The organism is Faecalicatena orotica, from assembly GCF_905197545.1.
GTDB classification, from domain to species: domain Bacteria; phylum Bacillota; class Clostridia; order Lachnospirales; family Lachnospiraceae; genus Faecalicatena_A; species Faecalicatena_A orotica.
The window spans coordinates 25839-48157 of record NZ_CAJJZH010000007.1 but is presented as its reverse complement, the minus strand read 5'-3'; the positions used below and the strand labels follow the sequence as shown (position 1 = coordinate 48157).

The following is a 22319-nucleotide window of genomic DNA, read 5'->3' as shown; positions in this document are numbered from 1 at the left end:
ACACATGGACACAGGAAATATTGTAATGATTTTACTCATGGTTATCGGCGGTTCAGCCGGTATACTTTCTACCTTATATCTGGCCGTTAGTTTTCCGGCCGTCATCCTCTGGAAGATATACCGTAAAATCCGTTATGGTTATGCCTTAACTGACTAAAACTGCCTCACTATTTCTCATATTCCCGAAGAGAGCCGGAAACGCAATTGATCCCGGCTCTCTTTATGCGTCATGTTTACAGGAAAACACTTTCTTTTTGGCCACATCCCGGTTATGCTGTTCTCTTTTTCTTTGTAAAGATCCCGGAGACCTTCTGCTGTACAACTTCGAGATATACGGCAACAATGATAATCAGTCCTGTTGCAATGTACTGATAGAATGTATCCATGCCGACTACGACCAGCCCGATTTTTAGTGCGGACAGAATCATTGCCCCCAAAACAGTTCCCAGGATACTTCCCTTGCCGCCCGCCAGGCTGGCTCCGCCGATTGCAGCTGCCGCAATGGCATTCAGTTCATATCCTTCGCCCCCTGTCGGTTCGCCGGTTCCCAGACGGGCGAGTGTCACCATACCAGCCATTGCCGCGCCCATACTGCAGAGCATGTATGCCATGATTTTAAACTTGTCCGTATTTACACCCGAAAGCTTCGTTGCCTCTTCATTAGATCCTATTGCATATATGTACACGCCTGTCTTTCTTTTCTTCAGGACAAAGGAATATACAACCGCCATCATCACCAGCACGATCATAGACATCCTCAGGTTCGGCACTACAGAATACTGGAAGATCTCACGGTATTCTTTCGGAATATTCAGAACTGGCCACCCTCCCGTAATCAGGTAGGCAATTCCTCTGAGTACACTGTTTGTTCCCATCGTGGCAATGAATGGCTGCAGCTTCATTTTTGTGACAAGCAGCCCGTTGATCATTCCAATAAATGCACCGAGCCCCAGTCCGATCACAACAACGATAACAGGTGATACCCCTGCCACCGCAAGCCTTCCGCATGTCACAATACTCACCGCCATAGCGGAGCCTACCGAAAGGTCAATGCCGCCGGTGATAATGGCGCATGTGACGCCGATTGCAAGAAATCCATTTACAGTTCCCTGTTCCACAATATCCATCAGATTGCTGATCTCAAGATATCTTGGGGCTATCGCGGAAAATATCACGATGATGAACAGCAGTGCCAGCAGAGTCGATAATTCCCGCGTGTATGATTTTATGACTTTTCTCAACTTCTCCATATCTCTACTCACCTATCGCATGTCCAAGCAATACAGTCTCACTGAACTCTTCCCTGTTTATCAGGGCCGACATGCGTCCTTCCTTTAATACAATAATTCTGTCACTCATCCCGATAACCTCCGGAAGCTCCGAGGAAATCATAATAATTGATTTTCCTTCTGCCACGAATTCCTCCATCAGAGCATATATCTCAGCCTTTGCACCGACGTCCACACCTTTTGTTGGTTCGTCGAAAATAAGGATATCTACACTGGTTGCCAGCCATTTTGCCAAAATCACTTTCTGCTGGTTTCCACCCGACAGGTTCTGTGTCAGATGCTCCGGGTCCATAATATTTAGCTGTACCTTATTCCCATAGGTTTCAAAGCTCTTATTAATCAACTGTTTATCTAAACCGATTCCTTTATAAAAAGAGGGAAGCGCCGCCAGCCCCATATTCATAGCATTACTCATAACCGGCACAAAACCTTCACTCTTTCTATTTTCTGATATCAGACCAATTCCATTTTTAAGTGCATCCTGCGGGGTTTTTATTTCCACGGCTTTGCCATGTACCCAAACCTCACCGCTCTGTTTTTTATCGATTCCGAATATCGCCCTCATCACTTCCGTTCGTTTTGCCCCTACCAGACCAGAAACCCCCAGTATTTCTCCTTTATGGAGCACAAAGCTGATGTCTCTGAACCCGTTTCCGCAGAGTCTGCGTACATCCAGCACTACTTCTCCCTGTACACAGGACGGCTTCAGCCGCACTGCATAGCTGGATACATCACGACCGACCATGTTTTTTATCAGTTCTTCTTTTGTGATGTCCGCGACATTTGCCGTCATTATGTAAGTCCCGTCTCTCAGAATCGTTGCCCGGTCGGCTATACGGAATATTTCATCCAGCTTATGGCTGATATACAGGATCGTAATCCCTTTTTTCTTTAAATCCTCTATAATTGTAAATAACTTTTCTGTTTCTGCATTCGAAAGAGATGCTGTCGGCTCATCAAATGATATAATCTTTGCATTGTGATACAGCGACTTCGCGATCGCTATCATCTGCAGTTCCCCGACACTCAGCCCGCTGATGCTGTCCCTGCTTTTAAACCTGCATCCAAGCTGTTCAAGTATCTCATCTGTCCTCTTATAAATATCCTGATAGTCCAGCATCCCATGCTTCTGGATTTCAAAACCGAGTGCAATATTCTGTCCCACGGTCAGGCATTCTACCATATGTATCTCCTGATGCACCTTTGCAATCCCGAACTTTAGTGCTTCTACCGGACTCTCAAAATTCACTTTTTCTTCCTCTATATAAACATCCCCGTCTGTAGCAGTAAAGACACCGTGGAGGATATTCAGCAGTGTGGATTTTCCTGCCCCGTTTTCCCCGAGAAGTGCATGTACCTCTCCTTTTTCTATCTGGAATGACACCCCTTTCAAAGCATATACACCGGGAAACTTTTTCTGTATCTTATCAAAACGAATCATCGTCTCACTCACAAAACACTGCCCCTTTCTTATCGGCTGCCATAAAAGTAACTGTACAGCCTAAAGGTGACCCTGCCGGCATGGCAGCACCGGCAGGCGGTCATCCTTCTTTATTCAAATACCGGATTTTCCCATCCCAGATTCTCCTCGGCCGTATTGTCTACATTCTCAGAATCCAGCATCTTACTCGGAGTAAATACAACACGCGGCACATCCTGTCCGATCATCCAGCGGTAACATACCTCAGCGGCCATATATCCTTCATAATAGGGGAAGGAGTCGATTGTCGCCGCCATTTCTCCGGCCCGTATGGAATCATATGCCTCTGACTGTCCATCGCAGCCTATCACATAGATATCTTTGTTCAGTTCCAGATTTGCTTCCTTTACCGCTTCAACAACACCCAGTGCCATAACATCATTGTTACAGAAAATGGCTTTTAAGTCTGGATAAGTCTTAAGAAATGTAGCCGCAACATCTTTGGCTTTGGAGCGGTCCCAGTCGGCATTCTGTTTTGCAACCACTTCTACATCAGAGTTGTTCTCCTTGAACCAGCCCTCAAATCCTTCCGTCCTGTTTCTCGTCACGCCGGTTTTCGCCATGCCCATAACGATTGCAACCTCTCCTTTTTTTCCTATCTTCTCGTTCACCCACTCTGCTGCAATCTGTCCCTGTTCCAGAGAGTTCGGCCCCACAAACATGTCCGCGCCATTGAATTCATTATTTACTGCAAACACCGGGATATCCGCATCATGTGCAGCTTCGATACCGGGCAGACAGTTCGCATCTGAAATAGGTGACAGAAGAACCGCATTCACACCCTGTCTTACCTGGTCCTTCAGGATGGAAAGCTGGCCTTCCTCATCGCTTTCTCCCATCGGAGAAGTTGTATCGACAGTAAGTTTCCTTCCCGCGGTCTCTGCATCTTTTGCAAATCCCTCATATCCGTTGGCAATCTCCTGCCACACTACGTTCTCAAAAGCTTTTACGTTTCCTGCAAAACTGAATTCTTTGTCCGATGCTGCAATATCTCCTGCTTTTTCCCTCAGTTCTTCAAACGTAATGGCATCCTCTTCTTCCAGCGGATTAAACGTCTCATCCGTTGATGCCCACTTCGTTCCTTCTGATTCTTTGGCCGGGCCGCTCCCGTCCCCGTCCGAATCCCCTTTTGAGCTCCCGCATCCTGCAAAAACAAACGTCCCTGTCAGTGCCAGACATAATAACAATGCAACCTTTCTCTTCATAGCTCTTCCTCCGTATATTTTAAATTTAGTTAAACTAAGTTAACCCATACCTTACTGCAGGAATACACCAAAGCAAATCTGCTGCGCCTTCTGATTTATGTATCTCCTGCCACACCACAATTTATCTTCCAAGGGCCCTGACCGGATTCTCTCTTGTGATCCGGTGGATCTCTTTTTCTGTAAAATTATTCTTTCTGAGTACGGGGATAAATGTGCCCGGAATATAATCCATTCCGACCTTTCCCCCGTAGGCCTTCAGCCTGTCGGCAGTGGGATCCGTTGAAATCAATATCTGGTCCAGAAACCCTCTGTCAATCATGTGCCGGAGCATTTTGATTTCCGATTCGTTATCATGATATTCAAATAGTGTAATTGTATCGTATTCCATAAACACCCCGGTCTGTGCTATTTGCTCATGTATCGTTAAATCTTCTGTCTGCCTGTCCACATGGCATATAAGAATCTTCTCCGGTGCGAGCCCCTGCTCACCCAGCAGCCGGACCGCATCTACTGCGCCTTTTCCATATTCCGTGTGAAGCATAAGCGGGCTCCCTGTTCTTGCCGCCGCACGGCCTGCCGCTCTCAGGAGGATTTCTGTCCTTGCACCTACACCTTCCTCTGTGAGCATTGCCTTTACAAACCCAGCCTTGATGTCCGTCTGATAATGTGGCCATCCATAACACCCTCCCAGAAACATCCCTTCTGTCAGTTCCCTTACAAAAAGTTCTTCCAGCGCATCACCCGGCGTATTCCATATCCAGTGGTCTTTTGTATAAAAAACAGGAATATGAAAGCCTGTACACGCGATGATCTGTACGCCTGAAACTTCCGAGGCTGTTTTCAAAGCAAGGGCATCCCTCCCCGTGGCCAGCGGGTTTGCGTCTGCCAGAGTGTCCCCTCCTGCCTTCTTATAAAGCTTTAGTTCCTCAATCGATGCTGCCAGATTATTCAGCCGCAGTTCAGGGTTCGTAAGCAGCGCCGGCGTCTGTGTGATATATACGTGTTCATGCGGCTGGCAGTGTCCTATGTGTCTTTCGTCTACCTGTCCGGTCACAGTTTCTATTACTTTCATAGTCATCTCTCCTAAATAGCTGCCGTTTGCAGGCAGGCCTGTAAACAGTTACTGAAAATGTTAATACTTGTTGTTAGATGTTGCTTTTCTTGTTTTCTGGATTGCCTGATAGGAGTCCTCATATTTTTTAAGGGCGATCATCGACACGATGACATCCAGTACTGACAGCTGGGCAATACGGGCGCTTATGGATTCGGATTTAAATATGTTTTCCTCCGAGTCTGTATATAAAGTCACGTCAGCCATCTTGGAAACCGGTGTTTTTCCTTTTGTGACGAGTGAAATAATAAATGCCCCGCTCCTCTTCGCGGTTTTCATACAGTCCACTACGTTTTTATTCGTTCCTGAGTGTGAAATGAAAAATGCCACATCGCTTTCCTTGAGCAATGATGCTGACATGAGCTGCATATCAATGTCTTCATACACGTATATCTGGACTCCCACCTTCAGGAACTTATGCTGTATATCACGCCCGACCAGAAGACTTCCCCCAGTTCCCATAAAAACCACTTTCCCGGCCTTCAGGATTTTATCTGCTGCCAACTCCAGATCACCTATATCCAGCATAACCTGCGTCCTGTTGAGAACATTAATTTCGGAATGAAAAATCTTTTGACAAATCGTTTCTGTATTATCCCCTTCTGAAAGCTGCGGGTTCAGGTGTTGTATCTTGGAGAGCATATCTTTCGCTGCATTAATCTTAAAATCCTGATACCCTCTGTACCCCATCTTCTTGCAGAAACGTACAATCGTCGCATCACTTACATTGGCACATTCCGCAAGCTCACTGATGTTACAGTTCAAAATCTTCTGATAATTGGTAAGTATGTAGTCTGCCGCCTTTTTCTCCGTCGCAGTTAAAAATTTTAATTTTGTCGTTATATTTTCCCTGCATCCAACTCCCTGCATTCCATATCCTTTCTTTTTCCTTACTTTTTCTTTGTTTTTCGTTTACAAAGACTATAGCACGTTTGAAAATATTTTTCAACCAGTTTAATTATTTTTGTAAATAATTTTCAAATTAATTTTTATTTTTTGTGCATATTGACAACGAAAATGCACTTTTTTATTGGTATTTTTTGGTTTTTCGGAAAATATATTACAAAATCATTTGATTTTTCTGTATATTTTTTTCATGAATATATGTTTTGATTTTTCAAAATTGGTAGTAAGATGAAATTTCTTTTATGAATTTGAAAGAAAAAAGGAAGCTTTGGAGGGAAAGTTATTTCCTCTCTAAAACTCCCTTCTGAGAGAAGCCTGTTCATATTTCTGCATTCCAGACATATCTATATACTTTATATCCTAATATTTATTCTGGGAGGTAGCCTTGCGAGTCTGCTGAATTGCCTGATAGGAATCTTCATAATCCTGAAACGCAGCGATAGCCACCAGACTGTCCATAATCGCCAACTGTGCAATCCTCGTGCTGACTGACTCTGACTTAAAAATTGTTTCTTCTGACGCTGTATAGAGTACGACATCCGCATTCTTGGATACCGGGGTTTTCCCCTGGCTCACGAGCGCAATCCTGCCCGCACCGTTCTCGGCCGCATTCTTCATGCAATTTACGACATTCGAATTACACCCTGAGTGGGAAATACACAGGGCAACTTCCCCCTCTTTCATAAGTGAGGAGGCCATCAGCTGCATATCCACATCCTCATAGACATACACCTGTATCCCGATTTTCAAAAACTTATGCTGGGCATCCTTCCCTACCAGAAGACTCCCGCCGCTTCCGAAGACAACAATCTTCTCCGCATTCCGGATCATGTGCGCCGCCCGTTCCACAGCATCCAGATCAAGCCCTGCCAGAGTCCGGTCCAGAACCGCCACCTCGGTACTGAAAATCTTTTTACAGATGGTTCCCATATCGTCGGAAGGCTCCAGACTCGGATTCAGATGCTTTTCCTTAGGAAGAATGTCTCTGGCGGCATTGATCTTAAAATCCTGATACCCCTTATACCCGAGACTTTTACAGAAACGCACTACAGATGCATCACTGACCCCTGCTTTCTCCGCCAGTTCTGTTATATTACTGGTAAGCACAGAATCATAGTTATCTAACACATATTTCCCAATCTTTGTTTCTGTATTGGTAAGATGATTCATCTTCCCCCTGATTTTTTGTTTGCAGCTGATACCTTCCAAAGCAATCCCTCCGTTTTCTGAACTTGCACAGAATCCTTCTTTTGTACAATCAATTTAAAATGTACTATTATTTTTTATCATAACATAGGAATTACCACTTTACAATGTCGGGGACAGCGATCAAAACAAGTCTTTCCGTCCTAAGACTATTTATTTACCACATTTACAGGTTCCCCTTTAAGAAACATATTCAGGTTCTCCACCGCGATGTCCATCAGTCTCTGGCGGCTTTCCTTAGGCGCCCATGATATATGCGGGGTAATGATACAGTTTTTGGCCGTAAGCAGGGGATTGTCCCCTTTCACCGGTTCCGTGGAAACAACATCCAGACCGGCGGCATATACCTTTCCACTGTTCAAGGCATCTGCGAGATCCTGTTCCACGATCAGCGGACCCCTGGAATTGTTCAGAATGATCACGCCGTCCTTCATCCTGGCGATGCTCTCTTTATTCACCAGACCTTCCGTAGACGGGAATAACGGACAGTGCAGCGCAATAACGTCCGCCCGTTCAAACAGTTCATCCCGGGAAACATACTCTGCAATTTCACGTCCGGTGTCGTTCGGGTATTCATCATTCGCAACCACTTGCATCCCCAGCGCTTTTGCTATTTTTCCGGTTTCTTGTCCAATTCTGCCGAACCCGATCACACCCATTGTTTTTCCTGCAAGCTCAATCAGCGGATAGTCCCAGAAACACCAGTCCGGGTTGTTCTCCCAGCGCCCCTCTTTTACCGCCTGGTCATGATGCCCGATATGGTGGCATATTTCCAGAAGCAGTGCAATCGCAAACTGGCCCACCGCCGCCGTACCATAGGTCGGGATATTACTTACAATAATCCCTTTTTCTTTTGCAGCCTGAATGTCTACTACATTGTATCCGGTCGCAAGCACACCAATATATTTCAGGTTCGTACATCTGTCAATCACGCTTTTTGGCAGCGGCGTTTTATTCGTCAGTACCGCATCCGCATCGCCAATCCTGTCGACCGCTTCCCCGATGTCTGTCAGGGATGTTCTGTCATACACGGCCAGCTCACCTAATTTTTCAAAGCCTTCCCAGCTCAGGTCACCGGGATTTTCTGTATATCCATCTAAAATAACGATTTTCAATGTAATTTCCTCCTCTGCAGCACTGAATTATTGTAAATTGCTTCCCACTTTATACAGTTCTTTAATCTGCGGGTATAATTCCGTATACACTTTATATCTTTTATTGTAGACATCCTCATGAGCGTTGCTGCTCTTAATGACTTTATATACTTTCTTCTCTACCTTGCCTGCCGCCTCGTACACATCCGTAAATATTCCCGCGCCCACACCGGCAAGCAGTGCAGCTCCAACCGGAGCCATATCATTCATATCCAGAATCTTAATATCTTTTCCTGTAATATCGGCTTTGATCCTGGCCCATGTCTCACTCTTTGCCCCGCCGCCGATCGAGGTGAATTCCCTGATCTTTTGTCCGGTCACGCGCTCCGCGATTTCTGAAAGCTGGCGAAGCCCGTAGCCGCACCCTTCCATAATCGCACGGTTCATTTCCCTGCGTGTTGTCTTAAGACTGAGTCCGAAAAATACACCCCGGGCATAGGGGTCCCATATCGGGCTTCTCTCCCCCAGCATATAGGGGAGGAATACAAGGCCGTCGCAGCCCGGGTTAGCCAGTTCTGCCTCTTCATTCATTAGTTCGAAGGCATTTTTCGTATTGCCGTCTGCTTCATTCACCAGGTCCTGGCAGAAATTGTCCCTGAACCACTGATAGGACGAACCCGTATGGGATAAAGCACCCTGATAAATCCATTTTCCTTCCACTACATGGCAGCGGTTAATGAATCCCCTGTCGAACTTCGGCTGGTCTACGCAGATCGTGAGTACATTCGTAGTCCCAACAGATTCACAAACATCACCGGCTCCGGTAACTCCGGCCGCCAGAGTTGCACAGGCGGTATCGCCTCCACCGATAATTACCGGTGTCTGTGCTGGGATTCCTAAATTTATTAAGTCCTGATTGACCAGTCCCCCTACAACATCTGTGGATGCATGCAGAGGGGGCAGTTTTTCAATATCGATCCCGGCCTTCTGGCACAGGTACTTAGACCACCTGTAGCCACCGGTTGTTTCAAACAGATTGGTATAGGATGCATTGGAGTAATCAATTGCAAACTCCCCTGACATCCGCTGTGCCATCAGTGTGTTGACATGACCGAAGTATTTTGTCTTTTTATAGATTTCGGGCAGATTTCTTTTGATCCAGAGCATGGATGTGCCCGACATTGCCCCTGCCATCGCCGTGTTGGCCGTAATCTCAAACAACCTGGCTTCTCCTGCCGCCTCTTTGATGATTTCAGCTTCTTTTGTGCTGCGCCTGTCAGAATAGATAATCGGGTCTACCAGAACCTCCCCCTTTTCCCCCAGTGCTGCAAGCCCCGGGCAAAGACTGGAAATGCTGATACCGGCCACATTTGATAACACAATCCTTTTTCCGTCCTGAAGCAGACGCACACATTTCAGAAACGCCCTCCACATATCTTCCGTATCAATCTGGGCATAATCCTGATTCGGAGTTATTAACCGGTATGAACTGCTGCTCATTCCAAGCACCTGCGCATCCTCGTCTATCACTGCAACCTTGATGCTGGTCGTACCCACATCAACACCTAATAAATATTTGTTCCCCATGTCAGACACCTTTACTAAAATTCATCGTAGTTCTTGTCATTCTCCAGCTGGGCAAGCAATTCTTTTGCCTCTTTCACACTGTATCCCTCGTGGATGATGTAGCGGAGTGCAATAACAAGTGCTGTTACGTCCTTATAATCCCATACAAATCTTCCCATTGTGACACCGCCGACTCCGCAGTCCATTGCTTCTCTTGTCATGTGCAGATAATCATCCAGTGTCTTGCATGCATCACCGCCCTGAATGACGATTCGGAATGTAGACGGTACGCAGGCCACTACTTTCGCCATGCTGTCCGGGTCTCCCGTATATGTAGTCTTAACGATATCCATCCCAAGTTCACAAGCACTTCTTACACAGTACGCAATATTTTCCCATGACGCCCTCTGATCAACCGGAACACTCTCTCCCTTTGGATACACATGGCCTATCAGCGGCATGCCTTTTCTCATGCATTCTTCTGAAAACTGTCCGATCGCTTCAAACTGTTCACCCTGAAAATCTCCTAATGTCATAGCTCCCATTGAGACTGCGTCGGCCCCCATGCGGATTGCTTCATCAACTGTTCCAAAAATGGTATCCATCGTAGGCGCTACCGGTGAATAGTTTGAAATTTTCATCAGCATTGCAACATCTCCGGCATGGTTCCACATACAGTGCTCTGCGATGCCCTTTGTCATTGTCATGGCATCCGGTTTTCCAACAATGATCTTATCGATCGTATCCTGAATCTGATGAAGCCCCGTCATCGGGGCAATCCCCCTTGAAATAGCATGGTCAACTGTGATTGCCATCATTTTCTTACTCTTTGGATTAACCAGTCTGCTCATTCTTACTTCTTTTCCTAACATTGCCATAATTTTAATCTCCTTTAATTGATATTAGTTTATGTTTTATTTCGTTTCAAGTGGAAAATAATAATATTTCCACTTATGGTTCGATCATAACCTTGAGCCCTTTGCCGCTCCTGCATAATTCGTATGCTTCCTGGAACTCGTCTATTTTGAAGGTATGTGTCGCAATTTTATCGAGATTAATCTTTCCTCCAATTACCATATCCGCAGCTTCCAGATAGTCCGCCCTCTTATATGCAGTACTTCCGTTTACATTGATTTCATTATAGTGGATCGTATTCACTTCTATGCTGCATTCCCCTGTCCCGGCAAATCCCGCAAACAGATTGACTGTCCCGCCTTTTTTACAAAGCTTCAATGTGGAGTTCACAAGTGACGGCACACCGATTGCCATGACAATGACATCCGCTCCCATGTCGTTCGTGGCATCTTTTACGATCTGTTCCAGATCCTCTGATACCGGGTCGACCACCTTGTCCGCTCCCAGTTCTACCGCAGCCTGTCTTCTCATTCCATTTGGCTCACTAACGATTACCTGTTTAGCTCCTGCGATCCTCGACAGCTGCATATGCATCAGCCCGATCGGTCCCGCTCCGACGATAAGAACTGTATCATTGAATCCTGTTCCTGCATTTTTCAATCCCCTGATGCAGCATGCCAGCGGTTCGATTAATGCCCCGGCCGTGAACGATACATGTTCAGGAAGCTTGATGACATTGCCGCTTTTAATTGCAATCTCCGGTATTAGTACATATTCCTCAAATCCACCATTGAATTCGTATCCGATGGCCTTTCGGTTCATACAGGCGTTCTCTCTGCCTTCCAGACAGGCCGGGCAGGATCCACACGGTATTACATTTGCGATCGAAACTTTATCACCAGCCTGGAATCCGGCAACATTCTTACCTACTTCTGAAATCACTCCGCACATCTCATGTCCGATTACGGATGGATAGCGGACACCTTTCGTCTTCGCTCCTGTCAGAATTCTCATATCAGTTCCGCAGACAGCCGCTTTCTTCATCTCCATAAGCATCTCATTTTCACCGATGGCCGGCTTTGGCAGATCTGTGGGTGCAAAGTCGTTTGGTCCATTTAGTACAACTGCTCTCATGGTTATTCACTCCTTTTTCTTAGGTTGATTGAATCATATCACTTCTGAAAAATATTTTCAATACTTATTTTTATTTTTGTAAATAATTTTCAAATATAAGACTTTCTTTTTGTGAATATCGCCGAGCATTAAGCAGTTATAACAATTATCAATTTTTGTTTTTGAAAATATATTTTGATTTTCTTGATTTATGTTTTCCAATACACTTGATATTTCTGTAACTTTTTTTCACTATTATTTCTATAAAGAAAAATCCCCGCCGGTATCCATGCCTCAACGACAATGGAATTTCCGGCGGGAATATATTTACCATCCTGTCCATATATAACTTCTAACGGACCAACGGCCCGTTCCGCGTCTTTTTATTCTGATACATTCTCTCATCGGCAAGCTCCAGCAAAGAGTGGTAATTATCCCCCTCTTCCGGATATAAAGCGTACCCCATAGAAAAATGGACGGTAATCTCTACATGATCATCCAATGCTACGGTATACCCGTCCTGGTCGGCAGTTATATCTTTAATAATACTGTCAATCTCGCCTTTGTCAGGACAGTCATATATGCACAATACGAATTCATCTCCTCCCAGACGAGCAGCAACCGCATTGCCGTGATGATATGTTTCAATCACCCCGGCTATTTTTTTCAGGTACAGGTCACCGCCTCTGTGCCCGTAAAGATCATTTGTTTCTTTCAGCTTGTCAGCATCTATCATGATCAATGCACTATAATTCAGCGGCTTTCCATTCATGAAAATTTCATCCATTTTTGCATAGAATGCCCGCCTGTTAAACAATCCGGTCAGCGACTCGATATCCCGTTCCTGCTCGATATGCCGCTTTTCCCGTACTTCCTGTGTTACATCAATCAAAATAGCCAGATTACTTTCTTCGTATGTAAACTCCTCAAACCTGACATACCGTTCTACAGTTCCCGGCAGTCTATAGATATTATCTGACTGGTGTAATGCATTTTTCTTAAGCTGTTGTTCTTTTTGGGGAATCAGTTCCGGGTGCCCCAATATATAGTTATACTCTTCATCTGTCAGCATCAGTATATCCCTGACCCGGCTGGTTGCCACAACACGTTTAGAACCCGGAGTATATTCATAGAGACCAATCGGAATCCTTGACAGTTCTAACGCGATAGACATCTTTTTAGTGGAACTCAATACACTCTTTAACATTGCATTAATATGGGTACTGAGTTCGGCCAGCTCAGGAACCGCATCTTCACTGAACAGGATATCGGTACCGCCCTGTTCGATTTCATATAATTTTTTATTAATAGCGATGATCCCTTTTACAATTTTCCGGTCTAAATAAATATAAATAAAAATGATTGCAAGTACAGACAAGAATACAATATCAGTAGCTAAGAGCCATGTGTCTGTCAGCACCTGCTTATACAGTGACGATTCCAGATAGGTTCTTGCCAGAATCAGGGAATCCGAATCCTTGATGGCGCAGTAATTTTTCCTGCCATCAATGGTCGGGTGGGCAACGGTTAATTTACCTGAATGGCCATCCAGCTCCAGCCCCAGTTCTTCCGCATTCTTTCCTATGTATTCGGGGGCAGTACAGCTGACAATTTCATAACTGTCAGGATCAATTGCATACAATACCGTTGCGCTGTCGGTCGGAATCAGGGAAAAGACCGATGAAAAGGTTCTGCCCTCCATTGCCTTCAAAACTCTTTGTGGCTCCAGCCCAATCTGTACGATTCCGCTGCCATCCTCCATCCACACCGCCGCATACTGCATCAGCTTTTGTTCTGCCGTGTTCGGGGTTATATCCTGACACAATTCAAGTGAGTGGTCTTCCAGCATCGGGAGAAAAAACTTCATCTGCTCTCCTGAGTTAAAGTTGTAATGGTAATATTCCGGATGTGTGCCGGCATATATTTCACCTTCTGTATTAAAAAAATGGATCTCATCAACCTGTAATAATTCTGCTACCCCTATCGCTTCCTCCCGGCTGTTAATCACTTCGGGATAATGCTGCGCCACATAAGCAGCCATCCGCGCCCGTATCAGACAGTCATCCGCGAAATCAGATTTGATCTGTGCCAGATCCTGCTCATTCTTCTTTATCATATTCTCAATCTGCCAGAATAAATCTGCAGATTTCTCTTCTACATTGCTGTGGATAAGCTGGATCCGAAGCACATAATTTATAAGCAAAGTAAACAGCATAACGATAGAAATAACGATAATCAATGCTTTTGTTATACTTTTTTTCAATCTGCAATTCCTCCTCATAAAACCATTATATAGAGGTTTTCCCAAAATTAACAGACCAGTTTTCAAAAACATCGATAGAAAGTGGTTTTGAATAGATATACCCCTGAACCATACCGCATTTTATCTCTCGCAGACAGGTGAGTTGTTCCTTTGTCTCAATCCCTTCTGCTACAACAGAAATATTTAATGAATCGGCAAGCCTGACAAGACTGGATATAATTTTCCATGATTTCTCATTCATTGTATCGGCAAAAAACTGTCTGTCCAACTTAATTGTATCTACATCAAACTCGTTTAGTAGTGCAAGGGAGGAGTATCCAAAACCAAAATCATCCAAAGAACATAGAAAACCATGTTTATGCATGTCCTGTATTACTTTCTTTACCAGAATAATCTGCTGTGTATCAAAAAACACCGATTCGAGCATCTCAAATTCAATGATTCCATCTGGAATCTGGTATTTTTCCTTTATTGCCACAAATTCTTTCAGAAAATCAGGATTCTTCATGTGGAGTCTTGACAGATTTACAGAGATAGGAATGACCGTTTTCTTCTCTTTGAACCACCGTTGTACTAACTTACATACCTCCTCAAACATATAAATATCTAATGTACATATTTTACCATTTGACTCAAACAGGGGAATAAAATCTGAAGGATAAATCATACCACGTTCCGGATGAATCCACCTGACCAGTGCCTCTGCCCCGCCCAGCATCTGATTCTCCAGACGGATCTTGGGCTGAAGGTAAATCTGGAAATCATGGTTTTGGATCGATTCCTCGAATAACCCGTTTAATTCAGCCTCCCGGTTCATTTTGATGACTAATTGATTATTGAAAAAGGCGCAGATTTCCTCCCCTGTCTGGTGTTCACAGGCTGCAATTGCCCTTCCGACTATAATTTTGATATCCAGTTCCGGCTCCTCAACAATGTATACCCCCTGTGCCAGATTGATTATATAATGAACATTTTCCCTCCCGTTAAAAGAAGCAATATCATTGACGATTTCCTCCAGCCTTGAATGCACCTGTCCCTTCCTATTCTCATGCAGGCACAGGAAAAAATGATCTGTTTCACCTCTGGCCACAATTTCATCTTCCTGCAGATGACGTTCAATCACAGTATAAATATATTTGAGCGTTTCATTCCCCGCTTCCGTCCCAAAATTCTCGTTAATGTGCTTAAAGCCCCGGATATTAATAAACACAATAGAATAAGTGCAAGGAGCACTGTGTTTCAATAGCTGCCTGCATTTTAATTGGAAGGCATTGATATTATTTCCCTCTGTTAAGGGATCTGTAAAGGCCATCTTTAACAATGCCTTCCGGTTTTTCCTGCTGATATAAACGATGCAGCCCAGTATGAGAAGAAATGCGATGCCGATTCCGGCAATGACAGTATTTAAAAGATATAGATTATTTAGTCCCATTTTGATCCACCCTGCCTAAATTGTGATTTTATTTTATCACGGCAGATTATAAAATCCAACACAAAATCTGTGCACGTATACATATAGCTGACTACCATTGATTTTTCCCTGTTTATATTTTACAATAATAAAAATATACCGTAACAGGGAGTACTTTAGCATGAAAATGAAACAAACTTTATTCGAGCGCGTCTACAACGACCTTCATGAGCAAATCGTAACGCAGCGTCTGCCTTACGGAACCCACCTCCCCTCTATGAGGATTCTGTGTGACTCTTACCATGTCGGAATCCGCACGGTCAAAGATGTGATGGCCCGTCTGAAAATGGAGGGATATATCCGTACAGAAGAACGGAAACCCGCTGTCGTCATTTATAACGAATTAAATACAAATAAAAATGCGGCCGTCCAGTCCATATTGGAATATAAAACATGTATATTAGATGTCGCCGACACCATGTTCCTGATCATGCCTTCCCTACTTTCGTTCTCAGCCCGTGCATGCAGCGATTATGATCTGGGAAAATGGAAGACCATATATAAAAATCTGGACAGGAAAAGGCCTGCTGCCAAAACAAAAACCTTTTTATCATTTTTGTACGATCTGCTAAAGTGTTCAAACAATCTTTTACTGGGAGATTTATATACGAGTCTTGAGCTATATGCGAAAATACCGCTCTTACAAAATTTTAATGAATTAAAAGACCTCTCGATGTCCCATCCCGAATTTGACGGCGTGAAACGGCCTATGGAAGCGCTTCTTAACCGGGATGTCCCAGAAATTGAGAAACGTCTTGAAGTAATGTATGAAGCTGTCAGGCATGGAATCCGGCATCAGCTCGGACGCCTGTCCCGGGAGTTCCCCGATATCACGGAAAGGGATTCCACTGATTTTACTTTTGACGTGTGGTATGAAAGAAATGCTTTCTATATCCAGATTGTGCGTGACCTGATTGATAAAATCGGTGCCGGCATGTACCCCGCAGGATCTTATCTGCCACCTGAAGCAGTGCTGGCTAAGAATTACCAAGTCTGTGTTTCCACAGTACGCAGGGCACTGGCTATGTTAAACGAGATCGGTTTTGCCAAAACATTTAACGCTAAAGGCACCATGATTGTCTGGCAGGAAGATGAATCAATTATACAGTGTATGAAAAACAAGACTTTAAAGTTGGAAACCATGCTGTATCTGAGTGGTTTACAGCTTATGGCAATTCTTATCAAACCCGCTTCGGCTCTGGCATTTCCACATATTACGAAAGCCGATACAGACAATCTGCTTTGCCGGATGGATCACCCGGATTTTATCCTTTTTGAAGGGATGATTCAATGCATTATTGACAACCAGACACTGCCGCCGTTAAAAATTATATTGGAAAGTATCGGTGAGCTGATTATCGGAGGATATTATTACTCCATGTTTTATGACGGACCTTCAAGCGATGAAGCCTTTACCCTGACAGCCAAAGCCGCGTTTAGGAGTCTCTGTGATGGGAACGTGCATGAATTTTCTTCTAACCTGTCACAATGCTATTGCCATATTTTGACCTATGTACGTGATTATATGGTAAAGTGCGGACTTTCGGAAGCACAGAAAATCATAACACCTTAAATTTATACGGGACACCGCGATTCTCTCGAATCACGATGCCCCGTATTTTTAGCATTGAGCCTTATATCTGCGGATCATATCTTTCATAGCCGGTACGTCTTCATGCAGCTTTAAAATTGTACTGCCTACAAAAGCAGCATCGCCGCCCGCGTCTTTTACCATTTTTACATCCTCCGGAGCATGCACACCAACGCCGCAGTAGATCGGGCGCTCGATTCCGCAGTCTCTTAAATGCTTTATACATGATTCCAGTGTCGGGTAGTCCGGGTTGATATTTCCGTTTGGTTTTGCCTGCATATATACGAATCCGTTCGATGCTTTTGCAGACTCAATTTCTTCGGGGAGCATATGGAACTGTACATAACAGGAAACTTTCAGTCCGCCCTCCATAATCTGGTTTTTGATTTTCTCATCTTTCAGGCCGACAAGGAGAACATCCTCGAAATCATTTTCCCGGCAGAACTGTATAAAGCGGTCTGCTCCAATTTCCTCCACAGTGTTCTCATACGCAAGAACGAGGAAGTGTACTTCCGGAAGCCGTTCCTTGAGGCGAACCATGCTTTCCATATATTTTTCATAGTCATCACAGACTTCCAGCGCTTTTGCCATTCTGTCTGCTATATAATCGCCTTCCAGATATGGGTCCCTGGACGGAAAGTCGATCTCCATCATGCGGCACCCTGCGTCTGCATATTCGATTGCTGTTGAAAAGCTGCTTTCCAGTGTCGGATAGCCGTTGGATAAGTATAATATAATCTCCATATTTATTCTCCTTTATATGCCTTAATAAATAATTCTTTGAATTCTTCAATGGTCGGGATGATCGGGTTTGTTTTGGTGCAGCCGTCAGCCTTTGCCATCTCTGCCATTTCTTCCAGAATGGACATGTATTTATCCTCGTCCGGTATAATTTCTTTGAATGAAGACGGGATGTTTAATTCTTTGTTCAGTTCTTCTACCATGACTGCCAGATCTTCCCCGCCTGCTTTTGCGGCGAATTCCTTATAAATGCCCGCAGCCCTCTCATCGCCTGTATTATAGCGGATGATGTATGGAAGCAGCATCGCATCTCCCAGACCGTGGGCGGTATGGAAATAACTACCCAGTGTATGTGCCATTGAATGTACGATTCCGAGGGATACATTTGTAAATGCGATTCCTGCTGTCATGGATGCGTTCAGCATAATTTCCCTTGCCACCATGTCATTGCCGTCTTTGAATGCCTTCGGAAGGTTCTCCATAATATCGAGAGCCGCCTGCGTTGCCAAAATGTTGCCCAGATAGTTTGCACGAGTTGACGCAAGTGCTTCCAGGGCATGTGTCAATGCATCCATTCCTGTCTCTGCCGTGATTCTTGGCGGCATGGAACGAGTCACCTCAGGATCGCAGATTGCGATGTCCGGCATCATTTCCATGTTTCCGACACCATGCTTGATTCCGGTTTCTGTATCGGAAATTACAACAGAACGGGATACTTCGCTTGCAGTCCCGGCCGTGGACGGGATACAGCAGAAAAGGGCTTTTTCCCTCAGTTTCGGGAATTCATTCGGAGGAAGGATTGCTTCCAGAGAATCCAGCTCGGGATGCTCGTAATATACCCACATCGTCTTGGCCGCGTCCATGACAGAGCCGCCGCCCAGTGCGATAATCAGGTCCGGCCCAAATGTAAGCATTTCTTTTGCACCGCGCATAACAGTCGCGAAAGACGGGTCCGGTTCTACCCCTTCGATCACCTGTGATTCGGCATTGATTTCTGAGAGGTATCCTTTTACTTTGTCAAGAATTCCGCTTTTTACCATACTGCTTCCGCCGATTACAATAGAAGTTTTCTTTGTGTTTAAAGCTTTTATATGTTCCAGGCAGCCTTCACCGAACATAAGCTGGCTTCCTGCTAATTTCATTGGTCTCATCATAATAAATCATCCTCTTTTCTTTTTATTTCAGTCCGTCCATAACTTCCTTGACCAGATCGTAGGAAATCGGGTTCGTCAGGATCCCGCCCTCTTTCAGGCTGGAACCAATGATTGCGCCGTCTGCCGTCTCCATCTGTGCCTTAATATTGGAAGCCTTGACGCCGCTTCCTGCAAGTACCGGAACCTTCACAACCTTTTTTACACGAGCAATCATATCGAGAGGTGTTTCCTCACCGATTACACTTCCCGTTACGATAATTCCGTCTGCCCCGTTGTCAGCCGCTTCTTTTGCGGACTGTTCGATTGTGATGTACGGAAGCAGCATATGTGCATGCTTCACCTGAACATCGGCCAGAATCTTAACGTGCTCCAGACCGAGCTGTTTTCTAAAGTCAATACATTCTTTCGCAACCGGATTGATAATTCCGTCCGTAAACACAACCGTATCGACAAATACCGGAATCCTGACAAAATCAGCTCCTGCCATACCCGCGATCGAAAGCGATGCCTTGCAGTCATTGAACGCCGCATCAATCCCAATCGGAATCTTCACACTCTGCCTTACTGCATATGCCGCAGCCGACAGGGCCGCAACCTGAGCAGTTGACAACAGCGCAGTAAACGGAGTATCCCCCATATTTTCCACAATCAGCGCATCAACTCCCGCTTTCTCCAATGTAATGGCATCCCTGACCGCATGATCTATAATCTTATCAAAGTCCCCGTCAAATCCTGCAGTTCCGGGCAACGGAAGGCAATGTACCATACCAATCACTGTCGTGTCCCCAACCCTTAAAATTTCCTGACTACTCATCGTCTGTCACCTTTCCTTCCTTTAACCTTTCTTTTAAACTTCTTTTTAATCAAATTATTGAATATGTAATTTAAACAATTCGGCCTCAGTCCCACGAGAAAGTACGTTTTTCACCCGAATTGTCAGAATTGCCGGTATACGGTCCGCAAAGGGGTCTGACCCCTATGAACAACTGAACCTATAAATCCCCTCTAATGCTACGCGACAGAGCAGGTCTTCTGCATCTGTCCGTGCCTGCCCCTGAAGTGTTTCTTTCAGGTTCTCCAGTACGGTTGTCATTGTTACGACGCATGTCCTGACTCCCATGAGCCTTCCGACTGTGAGCATACAGGAGGATTCCATGTCAATCCCTGTTACTTTCAGCTTCTTCAGTTCTTCGAATGTCTCTGTCATGTCGCGTCCCCACTCGAGTGAGAACCGGGAATCATGCATCTTACTGTAGAATCCGTCCATTGTGCAGTTCAGGCCGTTTCGGTATTCGGCCCCCATGTCGGTTACGGTCTGGTTCATGCAGTTTACCAGATCGATATCTGCAACGGCCGGATATGTCATGTCCACGTAGGATGAACTGGTTCCTTCTCTTCTCATTGCGGCAATCGGGATAACGAATTTCCCGAGCATGTCATCCTGAAGCGCCATGACGGTTCCCATGCGCACTGCCACTTCCATACCGGATTCGTACATTTCCTCCATCGCGATTGCTGCGGACGGGGCTCCTATCCCAGTACTGGTTACTGTGATCTGCACACCTTTGTATGTTCCGGTGTAGGTGTTGAATTCTCTCTTGAATGCCACCTTCTGCGGATCATCCAGATATTGCTTCAGTACTTCTACTCTCCAGGGGTCCCCGGAAAATAATACATATTTTGATATATTGGACTTATCAGCCCCTAAATATAATGTACTCATGACTGTCCTCCCTTTTTCACCTGTCTGTATTTCTCTAAAAATGAGTCTTCCGCCGGCAGGTTTGTACAGCAGCCTTCTTTCTGCAGAACAAACCAGGACAGCACGCTTCCCATAACACAGCATTCCTTCGGTGTCTCACCGTTCAGGTACCCATAGAGGAATCCCGCCATATAGGAGTCGCCGGACCCTGTCGCGTCTACCACATGCTCTACCGGGCAGATTCCGATCTGTTCAATCTTTACTCCGTCTTTCGTCCTCTCATAGCAGATGCTGCCGTCCTTGCCCATCGTCGTTACGATGATGTCCACCTCACCGATCTCAAAGAGCTCTGTAATATCTTTAAATCCATACAGTTCCTCAATAATGCCGCGCTCTACTTCGTTTGTAAAAATGATCCTGCTGCCCGTGAGCAGTTCCTTTAAGAATTCCTCCGGAAATGCATCAAAATCGTCTTTCATCCCGAATACCACCGGCACATTGTACTCCCTGCATTTCCTGAAAAACACTTCGTTATCCTGTCTGGAAGCGACCGTGATAACCCCGAGCTTCGCATTCTCAAACAGGGCATCATCCATCTCCCCCGCAAACTTCCCATCCATTGACCCCGGATAGAAAATCGTGATATGGTCGTTATTGTTATCCTGCAGAAGATAGCATATGGAAGTAATCTCATCCTCTAAAACAGAAATCCCATCCAGAGGCACGCCGCCGTCTTCCAGAAACTTTTTAAAACCATTGCTTTCATAGTCGCCGCCCACCCGCAGGACCGGAAGGGACTTCTTCCCCAGCCTGCACAGCGCATAGGCGATATTGACGGAACAGCCGCCGTACTGGATCTGGCTGTTGTTTTTATTTGTAACCAGAGAAGTAAAGCCGATCTTCGCAGGCGAGGCTATTTTAATGATATGGTCCATGCTGACATATCCACTGGTTATCACGTCATACTCTTTCATACTTGTTATTCCTTTCCTGCAGGCATTATAAGGTGCCCTCATCCAGCATTTTAAATAATGTCTCACTGTCAATCACATGACCCAGATATTTATCAATATCCTCCAGATGTACACGATTGACAGTCTCCGAATTCGTTGCCACACAGTCACTGATTACGTATCCCTCATAATCGAGATAAAATGCATCCGTAACGGTAGCCCTGATGCAGCAGTTCGTTTTCGTGCCCACAATAATCACATTTTTCACATCATTTTCTCTGAGGACAAGGTCAAGGTCTGTTGCAAAAAATCCGCTGTACCGCCTTTTTTTAATCACATAGTCAGACTCCTCTACAGGAAGCATCGGGTCGATCTCCTCCCCGCCGCTGCCTTCGATGCAGTTCGGACGCATGGCTGCCGCTTTTCTGTCGAATTTCCCCTTCCGGTTGCAGTGCTGGAGATATACAACAAGTACATCCTTTTCTCTGCACTTATCTAAAACCCGTTTGATCTTCGGCAGGATTTCCCGGTTCTGCGGGTAAAATACAAGTCCGTCCGGGTCCGTAAAATCCTTTACCATATCCACGATCAGCAGTGCTGTCTTTCCCATACATGCCCC

Annotated in this window: 21 protein-coding genes; 2 read left to right on the top strand and 19 right to left on the bottom strand. The window is 45.1% G+C overall.

Annotation, left to right across the window (positions count from 1 at the left end; translation table 11 throughout):
* Positions 1 to 4 precede the first annotated feature (4 nt).
* Positions 5 to 157 carry a hypothetical protein gene (locus ABIN22_RS15100; RefSeq protein ID WP_181368782.1) on the top strand — a complete coding sequence of 51 codons (153 nt, stop codon included), beginning with the start codon at positions 5 to 7 and terminating at the stop codon, positions 155 to 157.
* 112 nt (positions 158 to 269) lie between these two features.
* Here the strand turns inward: ABIN22_RS15100 and ABIN22_RS15095 are convergent, their stop codons facing one another.
* From ABIN22_RS15095 to ABIN22_RS15035, 13 genes are all read right to left on the bottom strand, one after another.
* Positions 270 to 1250, bottom strand: a complete 981-nt coding sequence (locus ABIN22_RS15095; RefSeq protein ID WP_346909705.1) for an ABC transporter permease — start codon at positions 1248 to 1250, stop codon at positions 270 to 272.
* Positions 1251 to 1254: 4 nt separating this feature from the next.
* Complete coding sequence (locus tag ABIN22_RS15090) at positions 1255 to 2742, bottom strand: sugar ABC transporter ATP-binding protein (protein ID WP_346909703.1); 1488 nt, start codon at positions 2740 to 2742, stop codon at positions 1255 to 1257.
* Between the two features lie 98 nt (positions 2743 to 2840).
* The gene (locus ABIN22_RS15085; protein ID WP_346909701.1) at positions 2841 to 3974 is read right to left on the bottom strand and encodes a substrate-binding domain-containing protein; all 1134 of its coding nucleotides are present in this window, start codon (positions 3972 to 3974) and stop codon (positions 2841 to 2843) included.
* Positions 3975 to 4095: 121 nt separating this feature from the next.
* Positions 4096 to 5046, bottom strand: a complete 951-nt coding sequence (locus ABIN22_RS15080; RefSeq protein ID WP_346909699.1) for a phosphotriesterase family protein — start codon at positions 5044 to 5046, stop codon at positions 4096 to 4098.
* 60 nt (positions 5047 to 5106) lie between these two features.
* Positions 5107 to 5955: a MurR/RpiR family transcriptional regulator gene (locus ABIN22_RS15075; RefSeq protein WP_346909697.1), complete on the bottom strand. Its 849-nt coding sequence runs from the start codon at positions 5953 to 5955 to the stop codon at positions 5107 to 5109.
* Positions 5956 to 6351: 396 nt separating this feature from the next.
* Entirely contained in the window at positions 6352 to 7200 is an 849-nt protein-coding gene (locus ABIN22_RS15070) for a MurR/RpiR family transcriptional regulator (RefSeq protein WP_346909695.1), read from the bottom strand.
* 146 nt (positions 7201 to 7346) lie between these two features.
* On the bottom strand, positions 7347 to 8312 hold the full coding sequence (locus tag ABIN22_RS15065; RefSeq protein WP_346909693.1) for a D-2-hydroxyacid dehydrogenase: 966 nt from the start codon (positions 8310 to 8312) through the stop codon (positions 7347 to 7349).
* 27 nt (positions 8313 to 8339) lie between these two features.
* A complete protein-coding gene (locus tag ABIN22_RS15060; protein WP_346909691.1) occupies positions 8340 to 9878 on the bottom strand; it encodes a xylulokinase in 1539 nt (512 codons plus the stop codon).
* Positions 9879 to 9892: 14 nt separating this feature from the next.
* A complete protein-coding gene (locus ABIN22_RS15055; RefSeq protein ID WP_346909689.1) occupies positions 9893 to 10735 on the bottom strand; it encodes a class I fructose-bisphosphate aldolase in 843 nt (280 codons plus the stop codon).
* Positions 10736 to 10808: 73 nt separating this feature from the next.
* Complete coding sequence (locus ABIN22_RS15050) at positions 10809 to 11846, bottom strand: alcohol dehydrogenase catalytic domain-containing protein (RefSeq protein ID WP_346909687.1); 1038 nt, start codon at positions 11844 to 11846, stop codon at positions 10809 to 10811.
* A gap of 148 nt (positions 11847 to 11994) precedes the next feature.
* Positions 11995 to 12168 carry a hypothetical protein gene (locus ABIN22_RS15045; protein WP_346909685.1) on the bottom strand — a complete coding sequence of 58 codons (174 nt, stop codon included), beginning with the start codon at positions 12166 to 12168 and terminating at the stop codon, positions 11995 to 11997.
* A 9-nt stretch (positions 12169 to 12177) separates the two neighbouring features.
* Positions 12178 to 14088, bottom strand: coding sequence for a sensor domain-containing diguanylate cyclase (locus ABIN22_RS15040; protein WP_346909683.1), 1911 nt, complete (start codon positions 14086 to 14088; stop codon positions 12178 to 12180).
* A 25-nt stretch (positions 14089 to 14113) separates the two neighbouring features.
* On the bottom strand, positions 14114 to 15520 hold the full coding sequence (locus ABIN22_RS15035; RefSeq protein ID WP_118620406.1) for an EAL domain-containing protein: 1407 nt from the start codon (positions 15518 to 15520) through the stop codon (positions 14114 to 14116).
* Positions 15521 to 15680: 160 nt separating this feature from the next.
* On the opposite strand from ABIN22_RS15035, the gene ABIN22_RS15030 reads away from it, so the two are divergent.
* Positions 15681 to 17132: a GntR family transcriptional regulator gene (locus ABIN22_RS15030; RefSeq protein WP_346909680.1), complete on the top strand. Its 1452-nt coding sequence runs from the start codon at positions 15681 to 15683 to the stop codon at positions 17130 to 17132.
* A 48-nt stretch (positions 17133 to 17180) separates the two neighbouring features.
* Here the strand turns inward: ABIN22_RS15030 and ABIN22_RS15025 are convergent, their stop codons facing one another.
* The 6 genes from ABIN22_RS15025 to ABIN22_RS15000 all read right to left on the bottom strand — a co-directional run bounded on the left by ABIN22_RS15025 (position 17181) and on the right by ABIN22_RS15000 (position 22310).
* The gene (locus ABIN22_RS15025; RefSeq protein WP_109732685.1) at positions 17181 to 17894 is read right to left on the bottom strand and encodes a tryptophan synthase subunit alpha; all 714 of its coding nucleotides are present in this window, start codon (positions 17892 to 17894) and stop codon (positions 17181 to 17183) included.
* Positions 17895 to 17896: 2 nt separating this feature from the next.
* The gene (locus ABIN22_RS15020; RefSeq protein ID WP_109732686.1) at positions 17897 to 19045 is read right to left on the bottom strand and encodes an iron-containing alcohol dehydrogenase; all 1149 of its coding nucleotides are present in this window, start codon (positions 19043 to 19045) and stop codon (positions 17897 to 17899) included.
* A gap of 22 nt (positions 19046 to 19067) precedes the next feature.
* Complete coding sequence (locus ABIN22_RS15015) at positions 19068 to 19859, bottom strand: BtpA/SgcQ family protein (protein WP_109732687.1); 792 nt, start codon at positions 19857 to 19859, stop codon at positions 19068 to 19070.
* Between the two features lie 162 nt (positions 19860 to 20021).
* Entirely contained in the window at positions 20022 to 20768 is a 747-nt protein-coding gene (locus ABIN22_RS15010; RefSeq protein WP_109732688.1) for a nucleoside phosphorylase, read from the bottom strand.
* A complete protein-coding gene (locus ABIN22_RS15005; protein ID WP_346909677.1) occupies positions 20765 to 21721 on the bottom strand; it encodes a carbohydrate kinase family protein in 957 nt (318 codons plus the stop codon). The genes ABIN22_RS15010 and ABIN22_RS15005 overlap by 4 nt, the downstream gene beginning before the upstream one ends.
* Before the next feature lie 25 nt (positions 21722 to 21746).
* Complete coding sequence (locus ABIN22_RS15000) at positions 21747 to 22310, bottom strand: cysteine hydrolase family protein (RefSeq protein ID WP_109732690.1); 564 nt, start codon at positions 22308 to 22310, stop codon at positions 21747 to 21749.
* Between the last annotated feature and the right edge of the window lie 9 nt (positions 22311 to 22319).